Below are 22,548 nucleotides of genomic sequence, written 5' to 3' on the forward strand. Positions count from 1 at the left end.
TCCGGATCAGCTAAAGCTGGCGCAGTTGTTCACGCACCACGGCTTCGCGTTCCGCGGCATTGAAAAACAGCTGGCGCGCCATGTTCAGGCTGATCTCGCTGCGCCAGATCCGGAACACCTCCAGGGCCCGCCCGGGTTGACCTTGGCGGATACGGTCAAAGCGCTCCTGCTCGGCCCGGGCCTGGGCCTTGACCCCGAGAAAACGCTCGTCCCAGCGCTTCAGATGAGCGCCATGGGCTTGTGGCTTGCCGTCCTTGCCCAGGGCGCCGCGCATCACGAACAACTCCTCCGGGGTGTTTTTTTCGGGATAGTGGAAATGCGCCACCCAGATATTCTTGCCGGCCGCCTTGTCGCGAACCACATACTCCTGGAGAAAGTCATCTTTCCCGAGTCTTGTGCGCGGCCCGTTGCGAAAGATCTCGACCTCGTTGTGTTCCTTGAGAAACAGCAGCCGTTCGGTGTCCGGCGCACTCGACTTGGTCACTGCGATTCGCGCCAGCAATCCCTCATGCCTGAGCGTCCCGGCCTGGAGACGCAGTTCCGAGGCCTGAACCTTGGCGGCGGAGATTTCGCTTTGGCTCACCGAACCGTTCGACTCAACCAGCGCCCGGTCGATTTGCCCGGCCAGCGCCTCCAGCGCCCGCGCTTGCACTTCGAGCACATCCTGCAGATAGACCGGGTCCTTGGCGACCGGGATCTGCCGCTTGGCCATCTCGACCTCCCGACCGGCCTGGCGGATCTGGCTCTCGGCCATCTGTACCAGGCGCTTGAGGCCCGGCTGCGGCAGGGGCCTGGGCAAGGGGGCCGCCGCCGGCTTGGGCAACGGCTGCCAGTAGCCGTCCTCTTCTTCAACAAAGGAATCGATCGGTTGACCGGTCTGGGGATCCATCAACTCGACGACCTCATGGCCATCCTGGCGCGTGTCCCGAACATAACCGAGGTAGTTTTTCTTGCGGCGGGTACGGATGACTTTCCGGGTCTTGCCGGGTTGCCGCGACGGTACCTCAGGTTCGTCTTGCTCCGGAGCCTGCGCCTCGATGCGCTCGACCAGGCTGCGCTCGGCCTCCTGCTGCAACTCGACCAGGCGCCGGACAAACAGATCGCCCCAGACCAGACGGCTACCTTGCGGCAAGAAGCCGGCCTTGTACTCGACCATGGCCAGCACTTCGTTATATTGGCTCACGCAGGTGTTGAGCACCGCCATGTCCGCCTCGGCGGACAGCGGCGAAGCGGCTCGCTCATCGAGAATGGACTGGGAGGCCAAGGCACTGCGCAGATCCTCGAACTTCATCCAGATATCGCTATCAAGCTGCTGCGGATCCAGCTCCCGGAAGCAATACAGCCCGAGCCGACAGGTTCTGATGGCTTTCAATCCAGCCACATCACTCCCTTGCCCCCTGACCTCGCGGATGCCCTGGTATTCCGTCAAATCCCGGTTGCGATGACGGCCCAGTTCGGAAAACGCCTGTTTCTCCCGCTCCGCCCAGTCGATATACAGGTCTGCGGCACGGTTTTCTCGTTGCTCTATCTGCTGCCTTTCCAGCGATACCCGGCCCGCGGCGTCCTGATAGGGCAAGCGCTCAATGATCAGCAGGCAACGACGTTCGACGATCCTTATCGAGTCCAGGGCAAACTGCATCCCCACGACGAACCGATGCAAGCAGGCAAAGAGTGTCCCCTTGTAGCCCCGCAGGAATACCGTCTCGTTCATCCGCAGCTTGTTGATCTGTTGCTCGTAACCGTCGAGAAAGGCTTTTACCCGGTCGCCGAGGCGGTCCATTCGAGCGAACCACTGCTGGTTGGTATAACGCTCGGGATTGCCTTCCATCGTCCTCAAGGCTTGCGCCTCGGGTAGTAGCGCTTCTGCCCGCGTCCCCTGCGCCTGGACCCCCTCATTCCACTCGTCCATGAAGCGCGAACTGACCTGGTCCCTCTGTTCCTGCTCCCGGCGTTTTTCCTCCAGCAGGGCGGCTCTTCTTTTCCCGACATTTCCCGAACGCCCCGAGCCGCCGCGCAGGCGTAGCTTCAAGTCCGGCGTCCAGCTTCCCGCGCCATCGTTTTTCAGATAGAACCCTTCACTACGACCGTCCGGCGCGACCACCCGGACATTGCCCTCGGTATCCACCTTTACCGCAAACAGCCAGCCACCGAAGTAGGCTGCCAGCCGGCTCGCCTCTTTCAATCGGATCAGTCCCTGCAAATCGCCAGAGGCGATGACTTCCCCCAGGGTCTCAGGCTCGGGCCAGGGATACGGGTAAATCTTCAAGGTGAACGAACTGACCGTCGGGCGCGAGGAGAGCGTGCCGGGCGCCACCGGGTTGTCCAGTTTCATCGGCAGTGGCCGGTCCGGCCCCTCGCTGATCGTTGCCCGGATCGGCGAGCGCTGGCCCTCCTCCATCGGGATCTGCTGCGGTGTCTCGGCGTGCGCCTGCTGACGGGTCAAGCGATGCCCGAGAATAAAGGCAATATTCACCAGTACATCGGCCCAGGCACTGGCCTTGGCCCCAGGGTCCTTTTCCTGCAAGCGTCGAAAGTCGGTATCGACACTGGCGACCACGGCGAAAATCCAGCCGGCCACCGCCGCCGGACCGCGGATAAACATCAGCGCCACGTTGAACAGTTGCCAGCCGCCCTCCTTCAAGGTGTTCCAGCGCAACTCGGCATTGGACACCGATTGCCGGTCCGCCAGGGCGATCAGGGTCCTGGCCATCGAACCGAACAGGTGATGCAGGTAGTCGCCCTGGACCACCGCGTCATCGAGGGTGGCCGGGGCCACCGGCAACAGCGCGGCAAAGTCGTCCTCGAACGAGCGCCGCAGATGGGGCTCGACAAAGCCGCCATTGGCATAGGTGCGCCGGGCCTCATCGCTCAACCAGGCCAGGATGCTGTCCTGCACGGCCCCGGGTTGCTTGAGCGCCGCGAACAGGGCCGCCAACGTCGGGTATTGCAGGAGCGGCTCGACGGGAGGCGTGGGGCGGGCGTCATTGTCGTGGGGACAAAAGGCCTTGCCCGGCGCCGACTGGAACTGCTGGAAGACCGACGCCTGTGGGTCGGCCTTGGCGAGCAGGGGCCGATAGAGAATGAACGGGCCGTGGCGAGTGTCCCTCGGGCCGATAATGAACATGGACGCCACCACATCCGCGGCCGCATCGGCTTCGGCCTTGAAGGCCAGGGGACGCAGGACAATCTCCTGGCCGTTCACCTGGCGCTTTGCTGCGTCGGGCTGCACTAGCGCTTCGACATAGCGGTATCCCGATTCGTCGAAGTTCGCTTCGCCGCGAATCTTCAGCTCCAGGGCCGCCATGGGCAATTGCACCCGCAGTTGCTCGCTGAACAGTTGTTCCCGGCGCCGGGCCTCGTCGGCGTCGTCGATAAGCTTGGCCCGCAGTGCATCCAGGTAGGTTTTGCCGATGTCCACGGCAGTGACCAGCCCCTTGACGTAGTCCGGGGTCAGCCATTCGGGCACCGGCTTTTCCACGCCACAGTGGCGGATGCCGATCTTCATCTTCGCATGCCGAAAACCGCCGAGATTCTCCAGGGCAAACTCCGTCAGGCTCATCCGCACCTTGACCACCGTCCCCAGCGCCCCACCCGCGCCCCCGGCAACGGCCACTGCAATGACCTTGTCGAGCTCCAGGCGAATATCGTCGGGGTTGGCGATATCGACGGTTTGCGGATGATCCTCGCCCATCTGCTTGAGCAGCGCCTTGGCGGCGAAGCCCGGCAGATCGCCCACGTCATCAAGATAGGCCTTGCCGCCCGACGCGCGCTGCACATCGGCGAGTTTTTCCAGCAGGGCGCGGTAGGCCCCGAGGTCTTCGCTCGGCGCCCCCAGCAACCAATGTGGCAAGCCGTCACTGAGCGCCGCCAGCGCTTCGGGCAACTCGACCACCGTATGGGGCTCTGCCCGCACCGGCGTGAAAAACCAGTTATCGGGACGGGTGATCGCGTCGAGCCGGCGCTGGTAGTCCTCGAGCGTCCACTCGCTATCGGGCCCGATCAGCGAAATCGCCTGGAGCTGGTTTTCCAGCAGGCTTTCGGCGAGGCTGGCGAGCGCTTGCTCCAACTGCATATCCGGGTCGCCCTTCTGCCAGAGCAGATGTTCGCGGTACTCGATATTGCGACCATTGGCCCGGGCACTCATGAACAAGGGCACCAGTTCTCCGAGATCCGTGGTGCTGGCCCTGAAAAGGCCTTTGGCCAGACTGAGCACCAGCGGGTTCTGCTCGATCCCCCGTTCCTTGCGGCGGGCCACCAGCACGGGCAAGGCTTCCGGATAAGCGCCGCCCCAGGTGTCCTTGCTCACTGCCTGTACGCCATAGAGAGAAAATTGCTCCTCGGGCCGTTCCAGATTGATCGACATAAAGGCACGATGCTGTTCACGATCGGCGGACAGGATCCGCCCCAGTATCCTGCCAAGCCGATAAAAGCGGCTGTAGCCGTCCTCATCCTCGGCGTTCCAATAGTCGACCAAGGCCTGCTGATAGAGTTTCAGCAGGATATCGCCCCAGGACCCGAGCACAGCCTGGATGGCCGGCGCATCCACCACAAGCCGGTCACCGGGCAAACTGTCGAGCTTGATCTCCAGCACATGCTCGGCGGTAAAGACCGGCGCCACGCCGGTCATGAAATGCTCGAGCACCAGGTCGATCACGGCGCGATATTGATAGCCGCCCGAGAACCTTTTTCCGTCGCGCTCAAGCCATTGGAGTTTGCCGACATACAGATGCGAGGCATTGCGCTGCGGATTCCAGCGGCTGAAAAAATACCCCTGGATGGCCGACAAGGCCACTTCCCGCAAAGTCGGCGGCTGGGCAAAAAGCGCCTTGGCCGCCTCGATCTCGTGCTCAAGCGACAGGCCCGGCAGTGTGACTGTGTCATTCATACAGACTATTCCCTTCAAGCAGATCCGACAGGTCTGGGTTCAAGCGCCATGCCCGGCACCGAACACCGGTACAGGGCCAGTAGACGCCTGACACACCAGGCCCATGCGGTATCCGCTTATCGTGGAAATGTTCCATACCGCTATCCGCCAGCCAAAACAGCGGCACCACTTGCTCGGAGGGTTCAATGGGTGAAACTAGTCCACCTCGGGTACCCAGGAAGCTATCTTCAGTCGCATGGAAAAATGCCTGAGATCGCGTAGCGCGTCGGCGGTTGAAGTGCCCAGGGCCAGACGCATAGTCTCGTCGCTGTATTCAGGGGAGATCAGCAGGCCCCACAGTGGCTGCGCCACCGTTCGAGGATGCCGGGACAAGGTCGTGAACAGATCGGGGGTGTCCAGCAACAAGGCCACCCGACTGTTGGACAACCTGCCTGAGGCGGGTGTGAACGCGGCCGTGACATAAGACATGGCGAACGAGTCGTTGAGTGTCTGTTCACTCACATACGCGACAAACTCAAGCAGTGTGTCGGCAAAGGCCCGGTCGCCAGGATGCCGGCGCCGGTTGAGGGCGCGCTCGACGATATTGCGCAGATTGTGATCGTCGAACGGGCGCATCCACTCCGTATCGACGATCTCGTGTTCCTGCATCTCGCCCGCACGGGTTTCCAGGTAATCGGAGATAATCCTCAAGCGGGCATTTGACAGGCGCGGGTCCCGTATCAAGTACGCCAACTCTTCCAGCCCGACACTCCAGCCCAGATGAAAGCTGAAGACGTCCGAGCGCAGGACAATATCCGCCCTCGCCGATAAATCGGCAAAGCGCCCCAGAGCCACTCTCAGCGAGGCAACGCTCCTTTGCCCTTCATCGTAGGCCCTCCAGTTGCTCAGCAGCGCCTCCCGGTCAACGAACAGATCGTCCCTGTTGTTACGCTCGGGGTTCCTCTCGAAAAAAGCCAGGTAGTCATCCAGAAACCTGTCGATTTCGGCCGGATCCGGTTCAAGGCGATTGCCGGCATCATCGAAGCCGATTGCCCGATAATGATCAGTCAGTTCCTGAACCGTCAGGCCGTACTCCAGCAGGATGTACATGACCTCATTGCTCGGCCAGATATAACGACGGGCGAACCGTTGCAGCAGCCTGTCCAGCCCTTGGCTCAGTTGCGGCCCGGGAAGCAGGGTATGGTTCAGAAACGCCCGGATATCACGATCACGCTGGAACAACCCCTGCATGGGATTTCTGAACGGCAGATAAGCCGCGATGATCTGCAGTAATTCAGCAGGCAGGTGCGCCTCTCCCGTGCGGGTCGTCCATAGCAGTTGCCGGTTCTGCCGGTCGTTTGGCCAATTCGCAATGTTGTTCAGATAACGGATAGCCGGCCTGAAAAGACCGAGCACCGCCAGGTGCTCCTCGATCCTCGACAGGAGATCGACCGGCAAGACACCGTTGTTTTCGGCGCGCAGCGCTATCAGTTGGCGTGCGCTGTCTGGCCAGTCGTCGATAAGCTCCGGGTTATTCGCCATGGCCGATGCCAGCTGTGACTCGTAGGATTGTCCATTGACGATCCGGGTCAGCACCGCGAACGCATGGTTGCCCAGAATGCCCTCCAGCGGGTAGGCCACGTCAAACAATGCCTGCTGCACGGGAGTGCGTCGCGAGACCACATAGTCAGCCACTTGCGGGTGTTGATCGATATGATCCGCGACCCTGGCCCGCAGGTTCTGCCCTGAGTGCCCTGAGTGCCCCCTGCCCGCCAGGGCACCGGCCAGCGCATTGAAGAAACAATCGCCATCGGCGGGAACGTCCTCCCAGCGCCGGTTTCTCCACATCTGGTAGTGATTGCTTTCGATCCTGCGCAATACGACATCACTCACGGTTCGCTCGGGGTGGCGAACCGTGGGGTGCGTCACCTGGTGACGTCCCGGGCTATAGCGAACCGACCAACCCTGTCCCGCACTGATCTCGTCGAGAATCAGCAAAGCCCTGTGCCGTGGCCAGTCCGCAAGCTCGGTCATCAGCGAGGGGACCAGATCCATGATAGGGGTGTTCCAGTTTCCGGGCCTGCGTATGGCGTCGGAAATGCGCCCGGCAGTGGTTTGCACGACAGGCACGTTCGGGGTCGGCGTTTCCAGCCTTGGTCTTGACGGGCCGGGTTGGGGGGTCAGGGGAGAAGCGGCGGGCCGTTTACCGCCCAACTCATAGCCCAAGCGCCCCTCGGGCTGACGCCGGGGCGCATTGAAGAACGGCCTCTTCGGTACCCGCGCCGTTGCCACGGCCCTGGGCGCGGGGGCCAGCACCTTTCGGCCACCCTCGGTGGCGCGGTACACCAGGGCGAAGACGCCCTTGTCTTGCGGTAAAAGCCCCGTGGCCCTTAGCGTATTGAAGGTGATCAAGGTTCCCCTGGCCGCCCGCAAGCCCACCGCCCCGAGCGTGCTCACGGTGGGAAGTACTTCAGCCGCGGTCAGCACCAGGTTGAGACGGGTCCGGAGCTCGACCTCCGCGTTGCTCCTGGCGCGATGATCCGCATGCCGGATCTGAAAGCGCACGCTCGCCTGCGCCAGTTCCCTGATGAAATGCCCGCGCAATGGCAGGCAGCTCACCAACGCTCCCGAGCCCGTCAGCCCCAGCAAATGCTTGATCTCGCTTTTGTTCGCGGTGGCGATGCGCTGGGTGAAGTAGCCTTGCCACTCTTCGCTGTTCAGCAGTTCCCGGACACCCGTCTTCAAATCGGCAAACTCGCAGATATCGTTGCCATCCGGGCTGTCCGGAAAATAAACCCCCACCGTTCCCACGGTTTGTCCGCCTTGGAGGTGATCGGAAAACACCAGCACGCCATCGATACTGGCGGGGTCAGGTACCCAGTAGCCGGCAGGTGGACGCGCCATGAAACTGTTACCCAGGAACAGACGACACACCTGCACATCCCGGCCATTGACCTGCAGGCGCGAGGCCGGCTCGGGTGACAACAGGACTGTCTCCAGCCAGCGTGGAACCTGTTTCTCCGTGAGCGTGATGCCATTGACCTCGGTACACACCTGCGCCCTGAACACCTCGCCATTGTCCTTCAGGGCCGCCTCCAGGCTTTTCAATTTCAGCGTGAGGAGGGTCAGCGCTTGCGTGGCACTGGCAATGGCGCGACTGGTTGGCGTGTCGTCCTGCAAGGTCTTGTGGAGCAGCGCCCGATAGTTTTTATCGACATCGCAGGTTTTCACCAAGGTCTCGATGTAATCGGGGCCCAGGACGATGTGATAACCATTGGCCGGATTGACCAGTTCATCGCCCTTGCTGTCGCGCAGCTTCGTCGGCATCAGCACCACGATGTCCTTGCTGGCCTCAGCCTTCCAGGCCGGCAAGTTATTGATCACCAGTTCAGTCAACGACATGGCGTGGGACTGATCACCGAATATCGCGCGGTCGATCACGGTCATCCAATGGTGCCACTTGACTTCGGGCACATCGAAACGAATCACCATCTGGTCCGGGTCGGGATCCAGTCCCGGGTAGCTTTTGTGCAGGTACTCCCTGGCCTGCTGTCGGGCAAACTGATTCAGCGTCGGGATATCCCGGGTCAACTCGCTCAATACCCGTTGCGCGGCAACGATCTTTTTCTCCAGCGCCCGATACTGCTTCTGCCGTGCTCGCGTGGCGGTTTTATAAAAAGCCGGACGCATGGATTCGAGCACATCCCGGTTATGCGCGGCCACCAGGCCTTCGACGCCCGCCATGGGCATCGACGAAGCGTCTTCGAGTTTTTTGGCGAGCGACTCTATCGTCAAGGTTGCGCGACTGGCCTCATGCAGCACATTGACCAGCGTGGCGTACTGCTGATCGAACAGGTCGCGGGCGGCCTGTTCAAAAACCTGCTCGAGGGGTTCATCGTCAATCCCCTGGATCGTCCAGGCGGTCCCGGCATGGTGGAGTTGAACCTCTTCTTTCAATACCTCTGGCGAAGAGAATCTCTGGAAGCCGCCCTCCCGGGAGTAAAGAAAAAGACGCGTCTGCCCCGGCAGCTTCAAGACCATGGCAGCGGGCCATTTGCGTACCTTTCCGTCACCCGCCATCAACCTGACAGCATGGGCCTGGGCAACGGGGCTTGTGCCCAGGCGATTGCGCGCGTCTCGGGAAGGGTGGGCCGCCAGGTCATCCAGGAGGTTATCGTCCCGCTGTTGCTGAGTGCGTTCCGTGGAGGTGAGCTGGCTCTGCGGGGGGCGATCGGTTTTATAGAGTTGCAGCGCGTATTGGTATTGCCCTTGAAACTCATGGGCGAGGAAGGCTTCTGCCGTAAGCCCTTGCGGATTATCAAGCGCCTCGCCCCAACGGCAAGTCCTCCATTGCCGGTAATCCCCGGTCAATTGCTCGTGCAATGCTCGGTTGCTGCCGGGTTCGGCAATATAGAGCGCGGTCGCCAGCGTACGCAGTATTTCCGCACTCGCCGGACAACCCAAAAGGCTGTCCGCCTCCTCGATCGCCTCCGGGTGATCGGACAACACCACGGCACCGGGAGAATAGGTCGCCGCCGTATCGGTGATCAGCCCCTCCTTCATCGCCGCCATGAATGTTTGGGAGGCCATCTGTTTTCGCGTGCCGTCCGCGCCCACGGAAAATGTGTTGATGTACAAGGCATCCGGATCAAGCACCCGTTGGTGGAGGCCGGGAAAGTCTTCTTCGGTAAATCTCAAGCGGATCTGCGCAATCAAATAATGGCCGAGCACAGTGTCGAAAGTCGGCTGGCTGGCCAGCAGCGCAGCCACTCTCTGGTCCGACTGATCCAGAAGGTCCAGTTGCGTTATCTGTTGTTCTTCTTGTGAGCCGACCAAGGGTGATGTCGCATTTGCAGCAGGCGTGGCTTCAGTGTTCATGATGGATTCCCTTCGGGAGCAGAAAAGTGCCGGTACAAACGCAAACCGGCACGGCTTTGCAGCCAGTACACAGGGGAAACTCGTCTGAAGGCGGTAGCCCGATAGGACCGCGCCTGGCCTGGCGCCTTGCATGCCCGGCTATCGCGAGACCCGCTCCCCGGGCATACAGCACCGTGGCACTGGCATACACTGGCGCCCATGACCACTATCCCCCTGACCGACCTCACCACACCGGCAATCAGTTGCTCTTCCTGCGCGGCCTGCTGCTGCCGGCTGGAGGTGCTGCTGATCACCGATACCGGTGTGCCCGAGCGCTATATCGATATCGACGATTGGGGCGGCGAAGTGATGTTGCGCCTGGACGACGGCTGGTGCGCGGCGCTGGATCGCGACACCATGCGCTGCACCATCTACGCGAAACGCCCGTTGATCTGCCGGGAGTTCGAAACCGGCTCGGAGGAGTGCATGGAGGAACGCCAAGGAATCACCACGGCCTATCGCTGAATCGAAGGACCGAATCAGGGCGATTTCATCCCTGAGTCAAAGACACGTCTCATATATCCAGTGAACCCGCTCAATCCACACTTGGGACCACACGTCACAAGCAGCGGGCAACTCAATGTTGCCCCCGGACCCTGAGATCACTGGCTCATGAAAACCCTCGACCCTCCCCGTATTTCGCCCCCCGGCGCCGCCGATAGCCCCCCGGCGCCGATCGACACCGCGCAGCTCCAGTCGCAGTTGCTGCTGTCGCTCAATAGCGCCAATGCGCAAGTGGCCGCCCTGCTCGATGAGCTGCCGCGCCCGGCCATGCCCGAAGTGAATCCGGCGACTGACAAGACCGAGCAGATACGCCAACTCCAGCAGGCTTATCTGGCGCAGTTGCAACAGTTCTGGACACAACCCAATAGCGCCACCGACGGTTTGCCCGCCGATCAATGGCTCGCACTGACCCTGGAGACGCAACTGCGGACCGAGGCGCAACTGCGCGGCGTCGATGGGACGCTGGACGCCGATGACCGGCAACTGATCGATCAGGTACTGGACCTGCCCACACGGGAACAACGGGAAAGTGCACTGCCTGTCCTGCCCGTCGTCTATCGACCCGGGGTCTACTGCATCGCCTTCCTGGAAGAAAATACCTCGGCCCCGACCCCATGGCCTGGCGCATTCGTAATCACCAGCCGAGACGGTGCGGTGCTGCAGGGCAGCGATCCCGACCCGAAGCAGTTCAAGGGCAAGAAAGCGGTCGAGATCCACAGTGATCTCGGGCCGGTCGTGCTCTACACCCTGGAATATGGCCTCGAAACCTTTGCCTCCCTCAGGATCCTGCACACGACACTGCTGGTGCGAACCGGGCAAAAAATCGCTGACCGTTTCAGCGCCAGCGATGACAAGCACGAAAACCTGTTCGCCTGGCAGGTCCGGTCACTGCGCAATGCCCAGCAACGGCAGGTGAACGATGTGTTTGCCGCCTCCCCGGCGGACGCGTCGCAGGCCATGCTGGAACGCCTCGAAGCCGCCGCGGACCTACGTGACGTCCTGGATATCGGCACGCGAGTGAATCGACGCGCGCAAGCCTTGCAATACAGCATCTGGAGGCAAGTCTTCAAGGCGGCCGACAGGCAAGACTGGCAACGCTACAGCACCGCCGCCGGCCGAGTGCAGGCCGGCCGCCTGGCGCTGGCCCTGGCCTTGATCAATGTACTGCCGCCAACCTCGCCCAACGACAGCTACGACGGGCCGATCATCCCGGATCAGGCGGCACTGGAGGCCATCGTCCAGGCCCTGAGCGAGCAGCCGTCGGCCTCGGCCACCGCGCAGCGGGCGCAGGCGATACGCGATACCTGGCAATACGCCAATGCCGCGTGCCTGCAACTGGCGCTCCTGGACGCCACGCTCCACGGCCGAATCGCTACGCGCCAGCGACAGTGGGTCCAGGTGGTGCTCGACTATCCGACCCCGGCCACTCGCCCCACGATCGGTACACACGTCATCAGCGCCAACGCGCTGGGCTTGTGGGTACATCACAAGAATGCCCAGAGCACGCTCCATATCATTGGCGGCGGCGTACTCGCGATCACCAGCGCGGACCCGGACGACCCGAGTGTGGTGCTGCATACCCCGGATTCAGCCGATGACAACGACCTCAAGGTACTGAGCCAACGCGGTGACCTGGACCGGTATTTCCAGGAACCGCCATGGCGGGACTATGTTGCCGCGCGACTGAGAAAATCCAGTACGCCAACCCTGCAGTCTCCGCCCCCGGCAAACGCCGCTCACGTCCAACTGATCCCGATGCCGGGCAACGTGCATCAGTGCCTCTACGAAATACAGCGTGACGCGCTGATCGAGCAGGCCCGCCACCGTATCCCCGACGGGACCGCGAGTAACCGGCAAGCACTCATCGATCAGTGGGCGTTTGGCAATGTCGTCGCTCAGAAGAACGCCGGCTTGATCAGCACCTTCCTGCCCGCAAAGGTTTGGCTGCCACGAATAAGGGCGACCGGGCAAACAGACATTGCAGTGCAGCCGGGCAGCCGGGCAACAGATCGCCAGGGCACAACCAGTACCGACACCCTGCCACCTGCGAGCACGGACATTGCGACCCTGGTCAGCCGGACGGGTGCCGACGGCAAGACCTTGCTGACTGCCGGCCCGGTCCTGCAAGCGATGCCCCAGCCACGCCAAACCCTCGGCACCGTGCGGCTGAGGTTGCGAGGCGGTGCGCCGACGGGGCCATCCCTCGGCGGGCGATTGCCTCCTGCCGTATCAGCGCGACTTTCAACCCTGGCCGGCCTGATTCGCCTGGGGTCCTGGAACTCACAGGTCATGGACATCATTGCGCCCCTCATGCCCAGCCTGGCGGAGTGGCCGCAAGACAGCAACCTGGTGATTATCGACGCCCGCGATCCGGGATTTGGCTGGTCAGTACGCTACCGGCAGGGACTGCGCGAAGACACCTATGGATACCGGGTGAACCCGGAGTTGTTCGGTGCCCTCCATGATGTGGTGCTGTACCGATACAGTCCGAATCATTATCGCGTCTGGCTCGACGGCAACCCGGTGGACGTCCCCGCCGGAGAGGACAGCTTCTTTCATGCCGTGGCCCTGTCACTGAACCAGGGCCATGAGCCCGACACATTCACGGTCGAGAGACTGCGCAATGCCGCCGCCGATCATATCGAACACAATCCGGATATCGCGCCCTTCGTGACCGCCGAGCATTTGCCTCTCTATGCCCAGGCACTGGAGCATTGCCTGGAACTGAATATCTGGCTGGGCGATAGCAGCTATCGAGAGTTGACCGCCATCCTCAAGGGGGCCGCCAATCCATACGGTCTCTTTCAGCCGGCCATCCGCTACCTGGAGACGACTTTGCCGGCCCGCTCACAAAGGATCCGCGCCGCCGTCGATGATGCGTTCAACTCCGTTCGCGAGCGCCATGACCTGCGCCCGCTGCCCGCCGAAATACGTCAGATCGTTGATCGCTACATTGACAGCGACCCTCGTCCGGAACTGTCCTTGTGGGTCGACGAGCCGAGGCGCAGGCGGTTGCTGGAAACACTGTTGAACGGCCCCTCACAAGCGGCAGACATCGACTTCCTGACTCACCACACCTTCATTTTCAATGACAGCGTCCGGCATATTCTGCTGGAGTATGGGGTGACGGCCACCCAGCTACGCCTGTATGCCGCCCAGCACGTGGGCAATCAGATCAGCGCACGACGTGACCTGATCAGGGCCGTGCTCGGTCGTGTCCCGGCGCTGCTTGAGCGGGTCGATATCATTTTCAGTTCAGCGAACCTGACCCCGCCCCTGGAAGAGGGGCTCAATACCAATCAAATCGCCCATTTGCTCCACGATCCGCAAATTTCAACGGACAGGCTACGATTGATCGCCCGCTGCGCGGATGCCGGCATCATCCGTATCAACCTGCTGGAGAACGCCGACGGGATAAAGTCGTTGACCGACGACGTGTTGAGCCGGCTCCTCGGACATCAGCAGGAACTGCTGGCGGTGGCCCGGCAAATGGGCTTCCAGGAAATCGCGCCGCTGCTTTTGCCCTTCAAGACCAATGCTACTGCATGGAGCCGACATTGCTTCCGATCGGCCTATCTCGCCAATGCCAGGCTCCAGCTTCTGCTCGATACACCCGAGTTGTTTACCTTGCTCAGGAAGAAGTCGGGCCGGGTCGTCGACAAGATGTGGACCCAACTGACCAGCAACACCCATGACAATGCCAGGATTCGATATGCACTGGCCAACCCGTTCCACACGCTCAGCAGCCTGGCCCAACTGAACAGAGTTCTGAACGCAGCTCTTCCGAACACAGGAGAAGCCGGACCTTCGACGCAGTCGCAGCCGGCCTGGCTGAGGGGATATGAGATGCGCAGCCGATCGGCGCTGGATCCGACCGGACCGGATGCGCGAGGCCTGTATCTCACGCCGGACGGCAGGACGTACATCCTCTACGAGGGCCTGCGCTACGAAGTCCGGGCCTTCCGCGACAGGTTCCGGATCATCCATGCCACCGAAGGTTTCAGGCGCTCGACCTATGAGGTGCAACGCCGTACCGACGGCTCGTGGCAGATCATGGACACTCCCGGTCTGGGCGGCGATGTACGCAGGCCCTATCCCGCCATAAGCGAGCAATCGCGGATGCAACGCAACGCGTTCGCCGAGCTGGGCCAGGCCGCACAACAGGAGTGGCAAAGGCTCGGAGCCGACTCGGCAGTGTCCGGCCGGGTCCCCGACCTGAACGCCATCGAATCCAGCGCCGCTGGCGACACGATGGAACTGATCGGCCCGGCTGGTGCACCACGCCAGCACCTGGAACTGGAGAAAGGCAGCGCACTGGCCAGGCTCTCGGCACGTATCCGCGGCACCGTCGATACGCTCCACCACGACTTCGAGTTCCAGGACGGTCAGATGTTGCCGCGCCCTGGCGTCACCCATCACGAGGTGGTCCATGGCCTGGCGCAACTCGATGGCCTGAACAGCCTGAATACCGGCTTCGCCCTGTTGCTGCTCAATAGCGGCAGGCGCCATGTCTTGTCGACGGAACTGGCCAGCGCGGTCCAGGTGCAGTTCTACACGCAACTGGCCCAGGTGGTGGCCGGCGTAGCCTGCGATGGAAAAATACTCGCCCAGGCGATTTACCTCGGCCTGAAGGAGGCCGGGCACCTGGGTACAGAAAGCATCAGCCTGCTGGACAAGGCCGGCCGAGTTATCAGCCTGGGCGGCAAGACACTGACCCTGGGTGGACTGTTGGCCGCCGGCAATGCCTTGCTGCTCCTCGCGAGCCTGGGGGTGGACAGCTATCTGCTGGCCCATGCCGAGAGCGCCGAGGAAAAAGCCACCTACGGCACCAACGTCGGGCTCGACACCCTCGCGCTGGGCACGGTACTGGCCGGGTTTGCCGAGGGCGCCGAATTTCTCGGGCCACTGTCGATACCCCTGGCCGGCCTGGGCCTGGGCGCCAGCAGCCTGGTGTCGGTGTTCTTTGCCAAGGCCCATAAGGTCCTGGCCACGGGTGAGCAATTCACCCGGGAGATCCAGGCCTATCGCAGCGGTTATATCGAGGATCCTGAAAGCCATGCGCTGCGGATGGCCGGTCCCGTGGTGGTGACCCATCTGGATCAGCGCAACGGCCAGGTCTACCTGGGCAGCCCGAAGATCTACGCCGTCGACAATTCGCATTCGGGCGATCCACGGGTGATCCTGGACGAACAGCAGGCGATCGATGTCGGCCAGGTCTTGGAGCTTCCCGGGCAGAGGCCGTTACCCGTTTCGGAAAGCCTCCGTACCCTGCATCTGCCGGGTACGCCCGAGCACACCTATCTGCCGCAATACGGCTGGCTAGTGGGCGCCACCCAGCGCAATGACGCGGAATTGCAGCTGTTCAAGGCGCTCGAGCAAAAGACCCAAGGCAAATTCATCGAAACCGAATGGGTCGCGGCCTTCCAGAAGGTCGTGGAAAAGCTCGAGCCCCGCTACCACGCCACGCGTATCCGGGTCAGCCTGGGACAGGTCGCGCCGCCGCTGGTCATGGACGATCTGGCGGAAGGCGGTCGGTACCTGCGCTACGACATCGAAGGCCAGGGCAGCCAATATGACCTCTACCTGAGTGACGGCGCGACGATCAATCTGTCCAGTTGTGCCACGTCACGGCCCTCCACCTGGGTGCTGCACACCGATCACCTGAGCCGCCCTGACGACATCCGGCTTGAGCCCGGTCGGCTGACGGTGGGCGGTGTCGTGGTGCAGGTTCAGGACAAGGAGGTCCTGTATACGGTCAACAAGCTTGATGAGGCCTTCCGGTTGGATCTTGCCGGCGGGCGCTGCACGCTGGCAACACTGAGTGCCCGGGACCACGAGAATATCGATACGCTGGTGCAACGCCTGCAAGCACTGCAAGGCCGCCAGCAATTGGGCGCGCCGGTGCCTATCGAAGACCTGTCGGTGCCCGAGTGTCCGGGTCGGGGGATTTATTATCGGCCCACCAATGGCGGCTTCGCGGCCATTCCCGTGGACGGGGAGGATCACGGCGACGAGCTGTACCAGATCCCGGTGTCGCCCGACATGCTGGTGATCGCCCCCAGCCCGCAGCGCGAGAAAGTCTTGGAGGCCGCCGCGACACTGGCCGAACTGACGACCTATCTGAACGCCGAGTATCGGAAATTCGGCGGGCGTTCGGCGGGATTCTGGAGTGCCCACCCCGCCGACGGCGTGTTCGGCAACGAGCAGTGCTATGGCGATTATCTGCGGGCGCAATACCGGCTGGAGGTCCAGCGCGCGCGCCTGCAAGGCGGCTACTCGGACACCGCCTACCCAATGATGCTGCAACTGCTGCCCCGGCACGAACGCGAGCACCCGGCTCCGGGGCCGCGCCAAGTGCAGGTGCACCGCTTGAGCATCAACGGCTATCCCTCCGATGACATCCTGGTACTCGGCGATCCCCAGCAGGGCACGCTGCTGTTGTGGGTGCCGGCGTCAACCCCGGCATTGAGCGAGTTCAGTGGCGTCAGCGGGCTCAAGGCCTGTGTGCAAAGGTTGGCCGCCGCAGACGCGACGCGCCAGGAGCTACAGGAACACTTTCCGCGCAGCTGTCGCGCCAGTAATCACAGTGCCCTCTGGGGCTACACCGGAACGGACGAGGCGCTGGAAAAACTCGGGGACAACGGCGACTGGACGATGATCCAGATCGACCGCTACCCCATCGATGACGATGATGTGTTTGCCGCGCTGGCCAGCCTCAAACGCCAGAGCGAAGGAGGCTGACGCCGAACGAACGGCCGTTACAAAGGCATCGTGTAGTGCAAGGCGTAGCTTTCGATGCCCTCGTTCGGCGTGCGGATGCCGGCATTGGAATAGTGGGTCGCGCGGATCCCCACTTCATGCCCGCCGGCGAAGCGCAGGCCGAAACCCAAGCGGTCCTCGAAGAGGAAGGCCGAGCCCAGCTTGTTGCCTTCCACTTCGGTGTGGGCAAACAGGGCGACACCTATCCCCGCCTCGATATAGGGTTTGATCGATGCCCCGGAAAATTCGTAGACGAATACGGGGGAGAACGACAGGCTGTGATTGCCGGGACTCTTGTCGCCTTCCCAGTAGGTGTAGGCACCGCTCCAGTAGCCGGTCAGGCGGCCTGCATCGCTTTGCAGCCAGCCTTTGTCCCAGTCCGATTGCAGGCCCAGGCGATAGGACCGGGTCGAATCGCTGGTCTGGCCAACGGAGAACTCGACACCGGCCGCCTGTGCCATGGTGCCATACCCCAGGGCGGCCGCAAGCGCAGCCAAGCAGAACAATTGCTTCATGAGAATATCCTATTTCCAACGCATTTCAGGTGCGACCAACAAGCTCCTCGCAATGAAAGCTTGGCGTTAAGCCTGGGTTCACGAGGGATTCGCCGCTCTACGCCGACGTTTACCCTGTGAAGCTTTGCACAACCCCGGACTTCTGCCAGAGCAGCGGCAGAATTTTCCTGAAGTGATCCGGATCGGCGCTGGTCCAGAATTGCGCTTCGCGCGCCGGCCCTTGGGACAGTAGATGACGCGCTTCCAACAGACGCTGAAGTTGCCGGGCCACGGCGGCGCCGGTGTCGATCAGGCTGATGGACGCCGGAATCATCTCCAGCAGCAGCGGCTTGAGGAAGGGATAGTGGGTGCAGCCGAGGATGATGGTGTCGCAGCCTGCCGCCAGCAAAGGGTCGACATAGCTGCGCAGCAACTGGCGCAAGGCCTCGCTGTGCAAATCGCCGTCTTCGATCATTTCCACCAGGCCGGGACAAGGCTGGGTGATCACCCGTACATCGTTGGCAAAGCGGTCGAGCAAGGCGGCGAACTTGGCGCTTTGCAAGGTCCCGGTGGTTGCCAGCACGCCGACCACACCACTGCGAGTGGCCGCCGCCGCGGGTTTGACCGCCGGTTCCATGGCCACCAGCGGCCAGTCCGGGTAACGCTGGCGCAAATCGGCGGCAGCCGCCACGGTGGCGGTATTGCAGGCAATTACCAGCGCCTTGGCGCCTTGCTCGCGACAGAAACCGGAGATCACCGCGCAGCGCTGGCGAATGTACTCCGGGCTTTTTTCGCCGTAGGGGATATGCCCGCAGTCGGCGACATAGAACAGCGACTCATTGGGCAGCAGGGCCTGGATTTCCTTGAGCACCGACAGGCCGCCGACGCCAGAGTCGATTACCGCGATCGGTGCGTCACGCATCGCCGCCACCACAGACGCTGCATTGCGGATCGCGCTTGACCCGCAGTTCACGGAATTTCGTGCCCAGGGCATCGATCAGCAGCAGGCGGCCGACCAGCGGCTCGCCGAAACCGGCGAGCAATTTCAAGGCTTCCAGGGCTTGCAGGCTGCCGACCAGGCCGACCAGCGGGCCGATGACGCCGGCTTCACTGCAGGTCAGTTCGGCTTCGCTGCCGTGCCCGTACAAGCAGTGGTAGCAGGGGCTTTCCGGACGCCGCGGATCGAACACCGAGAGTTGCCCCTCAAGGCGAATCGCCGCGCCGCTCACCAGCGGTTTGCTGGCGGCGACACAGGCGGCGTTGACCGCCTCGCGGGTGGCGAAGTTGTCACAGCAGTCGAGCACCAGGTCCACCGCTGCCACCGCGACACCGAGGGAATCCGCGTCAAGGGCCTGGCGATGGGCGACCAGGGTCACTTCAGGATTGATCGCCGCCAACCGGCGTAGCGCCGAATCGACCTTGGTCGAACCGATGCTGGCGGTGTCATGGATGATCTGGCGTTGCAGGTTGGTCAGCTCGACCGTGTCGAAATCCGCCAGATGCAGTTCGCCGACCCCGGCGGCCGCCAGGTAAAGCGCCACCGGGGCGCCAAGACCGCCAAGACCGACGATCAGCACCCGGCTGTTTTTCAGACGCAACTGGCCGTCGATATCGACCTGTTGCAACAGGATCTGCCGGCTATAGCGCAACAGCTCCTGGTCACTCAGCACGATAGGCGCCCCAGACTGACGCGTTGATGGCCGCCCAGGTCAGTGCGGCTGTGGACGTCGCTGAAACCTTGCGCCGAGAGCAACTCACGCACGGCTTCAGCCTGATCGTAACCATGTTCGAGCATCAACCAGCCATCGGCCTCCAGGTGCGCGGGCGCCTGGGCGATGATCAGGCGCAGGTCGTCCAGGCCATCGGCACCGGCCACCAGGGCACTGGCCGGCTCGAAACGCACATCGCCCTGGGCCAGGTGCGGGTCGCTCGAAGCGATGTACGGCGGGTTGCTGATGATCAGTTGAAAACGCTGGCCATCCAGGGCGCTGAACCAATGGCTGCTCAGCACCGTGGCGTTGTTCAGCCCCAGGCGCTGGCGATTGCGTTCGGCCAGGGCCACGGCTTCCGGCACGCGGTCCACCGCCGTCACCTGCCAGGCCGGACGCTCATTGGCCAGGGCCAGGGCAATCGCGCCGCTGCCGGTGCCGAGATCGAGCACCCGGGCCGGAGTTGCCGGCAACAGCTCAAGGGCGGCTTCCACCAGCAGTTCGGTGTCCGGGCGCGGAATCAGGGTATGCGGCGCCACTTCCAGGTCCAGCTTCCAGAAGCCCTGCTGGCCGAGGATATAGGCCACCGGCTCGCCACCGCGACGGCGCAGCAGGAAGTCGGAAAAGGCCAGCGCGGCTTCGCTGCTGACGATTTTTTCCGGCCAGGTGTGCAGGTAACTGCGGGATTTGCCCAGGGCCGCCGCCAACAGCAGTTCGGCGTCCAGGCGCGCGGTCGGCGAATCAGGCAGGTCGGCGGCGCGTAGCAGACTGGCAATAATGGTCATTCAATCACCCAAGGCGGCCAGTTGATCGGCCTGGTATTCGGCCAACAGCGGTTCGATAACGGCTTCCACCCCCCCGGCCAGGACTTCATCCAGGGAGTACAGGGTCAGGTTGACACGGTGGTCGGTGACCCGGCCCTGTGGAAAGTTGTAGGTACGGATACGTTCGGAGCGGTCGCCCGACCCCACCAGCAGCTTGCGCTCACTGGCGATGGCATTGGCCGCGGCGCTGGTCTGCTGGTCGTTGAGCTTGGCCGATAGCCAGGACATGGCGCGCGCGCGGTTCTTGTGCTGGGAACGCTCTTCCTGGCATTCGACCACGATCCCCGAAGGCAAGTGGGTGATGCGGATCGCCGAGTCGGTCTTGTTGACGTGCTGGCCACCGGCGCCGGAGGAGCGATAGGTGTCGACGCGCAGGTCCGCCGGGTTGATCTCGATGGCTTCCTGTTCGTCGGGCTCGGGCAATACCGCGACCGTGCAGGCCGAGGTGTGGATGCGGCCCTGGGATTCGGTGGCCGGTACGCGCTGGACGCGGTGGGCACCGGATTCGAATTTCAGCTTGCCGTAGACATTGTCGCCTTCGACCCGGGCAATGACTTCTTTATAGCCGCCGTGCTCACCCTCGTTTTCCGAGAGGATTTCCACCCGCCAACCACGCCGCTCGGCATACCGCGAGTACATGCGGAACAGATCGCCGGAGAAGATCGCCGCCTCGTCGCCGCCGGTGCCGGCGCGGATTTCGAGAAACACGTTGCGACCGTCGTTGGGATCCTTGGGCAGCAACATGCGTTGCAGGCTGCCTTCCAGTTCAACCAGCTGTTCCTTGGCCTCGCGGACTTCCTCGACGGCCATTTCGCGCATGTCCGGGTCGTTGTCCTTGAGCAGCGCCTGGGCGCCTTCGAGGTCGGACTGGACCTTCAACACCTGCTTGTAGGCCGTGACAATCGGCTCGACTTCGGCGTACTCCTTGGAATAGGCGCGGAACTTGTTCTGATCGGAAATGACTTCGCCATCGCCGAGCAAGGCGGTCAGTTCCTCGAAACGGTCCTGGAGGATGTCCAGCTTATTGAGCAGTGACGCTTTCATTGCGGTTTCTTATCCGAAAAGCTATCCGATGAGCCCTCACCGAGGGCAAAGAGTTCCTGGGCCATGGCCAGCGCATCGAGGCGGCCTTCGGCGGACAACTTTTTCAGTTGCACGCTGGGCGCATGCATCAACTTGTTGGTCAGGCCACGGGCCAGTTGCATCAGCACCTCTTCGGCGCTGCTGCCGTTGGCCAGCAGGCGCTGGGCCTTTTGCAGTTCTTCGTCGCGCAGGCGCTCGCTCTGCTGGCGGTAGGCACGCAACACATCCACCGCAGCCAGCTCGCGCAGGCGTGCCATGAAGTCGTCGACGCCGCTGCTCACCAGTTCTTCGGCGGCTTGGGCGGCGCCCTGGCGGCTCTTGAGGTTTTCGGCGACCACTTCGTGGAGATCGTCGACGCTATAGAGGTAAACGTCGTCCAACTCGCCGACTTCCGGCTCGATATCCCGGGGTACGGCGATATCCACCATGAAGATCGGCTTGTGCTTGCGCAGCTTCAAGGCACTTTCCACCGCGCCCTTGCCGAGGATCGGCAACTGGCTGGCGGTGGAACTGATGACGATGTCGCTGTGCACCAGTTCCTGGGGGATGTCGGACAGCAACACCGCATGGGCACCGAACTCTTCGGCGAGGATCTTGGCCCGCTCCAGGGTCCGGTTGGCCACCACGATACGCTTGACGCCCTGCTCGTGCAGGTGGCGGGCGACCAGGGTGATGGTTTCGCCGGCGCCGATCAGCAACGCACTGCTGCGCTGCAGATCGCTGAAAATCTGTTTCGCCAGGCTGACGGCGGCAAACGCCACGGACACCGGGTTCTCGCCGATGGCGGTGTCGGTGCGCACCTGCTTGGCGGCGCTGAAGGTGGCCTGGAACAGGCGCCCGAGCAACGGCCCGATGGTGCCCGCCTCCCGTGCCACGGCATAGGCCGACTTCATCTGGCCGAGAATCTGCGGTTCGCCCAATACCAGCGAATCCAGGCCCGAGGCCACGCGCATCATATGACGAACGGCGGCATCGTCTTCGTGCACATAGGCGCAGGCCCGCAGGTCTTCGAGGCTCAGGTGGTGATAGTCGGCCAGCCAGCGCAGGACCGTATCCGACGTAATGTGCTCCTGCTCGATATACAGTTCACTGCGGTTGCAGGTCGAGAGGATCGCGGCTTCACGGCTGTCGGTGAGGCGACACAGCTGCTGCAGGGCCTCCACCAATTGCTCGGGGGTAAAAGCCACGCGCTCGCGTACGTCTACGGACGCCGTCTTGTGGTTGATGCCGAGTGCGAGGAAGGCCATTCAGGGTCGCTGATGATGTCGAGAAGCCGACAATTGTCCACCTTCGAATGATTCAGAACAACCATTGCCGACTATTGTCCTAATGTAACGTTGCTATAAGTGTCTGGTGAGCGTCTCGGGTATGGTTCTGCCCGCCGCTTGTGTCAT

At 62.5% G+C, this 22,548-nt stretch carries 10 protein-coding genes; 2 read left to right on the forward strand and 8 right to left on the reverse strand.

The genetic code is table 11. The features are described from left to right. Positions 1-10: 10 nt before the first annotated feature. Both M5C56_RS21725 and M5C56_RS21730 read right to left on the reverse strand, forming a co-directional pair. Entirely contained in the window at positions 11-4,885 is a 4,875-nt protein-coding gene (locus M5C56_RS21725; protein WP_247263308.1) for a DUF6543 domain-containing protein, read from the reverse strand. Positions 4,886-5,080: 195 nt separating this feature from the next. Beyond that, a complete protein-coding gene (locus tag M5C56_RS21730) occupies positions 5,081-9,742 on the reverse strand; it encodes a hypothetical protein (protein WP_103497626.1) in 4,662 nt (1,553 codons plus the stop codon). A gap of 198 nt (positions 9,743-9,940) precedes the next feature. On the opposite strand from M5C56_RS21730, the gene M5C56_RS21735 reads away from it, so the two are divergent. Next, the gene (locus M5C56_RS21735) at positions 9,941-10,246 is read left to right on the forward strand and encodes a YkgJ family cysteine cluster protein (RefSeq protein WP_103497627.1); all 306 of its coding nucleotides are present in this window, start codon (positions 9,941-9,943) and stop codon (positions 10,244-10,246) included. A 147-nt stretch (positions 10,247-10,393) separates the two neighbouring features. Continuing rightward, the gene (locus M5C56_RS21740) at positions 10,394-17,026 is read left to right on the forward strand and encodes a TcdA/TcdB pore-forming domain-containing protein (RefSeq protein WP_103497628.1); all 6,633 of its coding nucleotides are present in this window, start codon (positions 10,394-10,396) and stop codon (positions 17,024-17,026) included. Between the two features lie 17 nt (positions 17,027-17,043). Here M5C56_RS21740 and M5C56_RS21745 read toward each other — a convergent pair whose 3' ends face one another. The 6 genes from M5C56_RS21745 to hemA all read right to left on the reverse strand — a co-directional run bounded on the left by M5C56_RS21745 (position 17,044) and on the right by hemA (position 22,401). Further along, complete coding sequence (locus M5C56_RS21745) at positions 17,044-17,559, reverse strand: acyloxyacyl hydrolase (RefSeq protein ID WP_103497629.1); 516 nt, start codon at positions 17,557-17,559, stop codon at positions 17,044-17,046. A 109-nt stretch (positions 17,560-17,668) separates the two neighbouring features. Continuing rightward, positions 17,669-18,460, reverse strand: coding sequence for a glutamate racemase (murI, locus tag M5C56_RS21750; protein WP_103497637.1), 792 nt, complete (start codon positions 18,458-18,460; stop codon positions 17,669-17,671). After that, positions 18,453-19,208, reverse strand: a complete 756-nt coding sequence (locus M5C56_RS21755) for a molybdopterin-synthase adenylyltransferase MoeB (protein WP_103497630.1) — start codon at positions 19,206-19,208, stop codon at positions 18,453-18,455. Before M5C56_RS21755 ends, murI begins: the two co-directional genes overlap by 8 nt. Next, positions 19,202-20,032, reverse strand: a complete 831-nt coding sequence (prmC, locus tag M5C56_RS21760) for a peptide chain release factor N(5)-glutamine methyltransferase (RefSeq protein WP_103497631.1) — start codon at positions 20,030-20,032, stop codon at positions 19,202-19,204. The genes M5C56_RS21755 and prmC overlap by 7 nt, the downstream gene beginning before the upstream one ends. Continuing rightward, the gene (gene prfA, locus M5C56_RS21765; protein ID WP_103497632.1) at positions 20,033-21,115 is read right to left on the reverse strand and encodes a peptide chain release factor 1; all 1,083 of its coding nucleotides are present in this window, start codon (positions 21,113-21,115) and stop codon (positions 20,033-20,035) included. Then, a complete protein-coding gene (hemA, locus tag M5C56_RS21770) occupies positions 21,112-22,401 on the reverse strand; it encodes a glutamyl-tRNA reductase (RefSeq protein WP_103497633.1) in 1,290 nt (429 codons plus the stop codon). The genes prfA and hemA overlap by 4 nt, the downstream gene beginning before the upstream one ends. Positions 22,402-22,548: the final 147 nt, after the last annotated feature.

The organism is Pseudomonas sp. MWU13-2862, from assembly GCF_023242495.1.
GTDB lineage: Bacteria > Pseudomonadota > Gammaproteobacteria > Pseudomonadales > Pseudomonadaceae > Aquipseudomonas > Aquipseudomonas gingeri_D.

Excerpts from the sequence above, each read along its gene's own strand:
- M5C56_RS21725 (WP_247263308.1), bottom strand. The coding sequence starts at position 4,885 with ATGAATGACACAGTCACACTGCCGGGCCTGTCGCTTGAGCACGAGATC.
- M5C56_RS21730 (WP_103497626.1), bottom strand. The coding sequence starts at position 9,742 with ATGAACACTGAAGCCACGCCTGCTGCAAATGCGACATCACCCTTGGTC.
- M5C56_RS21735 (WP_103497627.1), top strand. The coding sequence starts at position 9,941 with ATGACCACTATCCCCCTGACCGACCTCACCACACCGGCAATCAGTTGC.
- M5C56_RS21740 (WP_103497628.1), top strand. The coding sequence starts at position 10,394 with ATGAAAACCCTCGACCCTCCCCGTATTTCGCCCCCCGGCGCCGCCGAT.
- M5C56_RS21745 (WP_103497629.1), bottom strand. The coding sequence starts at position 17,559 with ATGAAGCAATTGTTCTGCTTGGCTGCGCTTGCGGCCGCCCTGGGGTAT.
- murI (WP_103497637.1), bottom strand. The coding sequence starts at position 18,460 with ATGCGTGACGCACCGATCGCGGTAATCGACTCTGGCGTCGGCGGCCTG.
- prmC (WP_103497631.1), bottom strand. The coding sequence starts at position 20,032 with ATGACCATTATTGCCAGTCTGCTACGCGCCGCCGACCTGCCTGATTCG.
- prfA (WP_103497632.1), bottom strand. The coding sequence starts at position 21,115 with ATGAAAGCGTCACTGCTCAATAAGCTGGACATCCTCCAGGACCGTTTC.
- hemA (WP_103497633.1), bottom strand. The coding sequence starts at position 22,401 with ATGGCCTTCCTCGCACTCGGCATCAACCACAAGACGGCGTCCGTAGAC.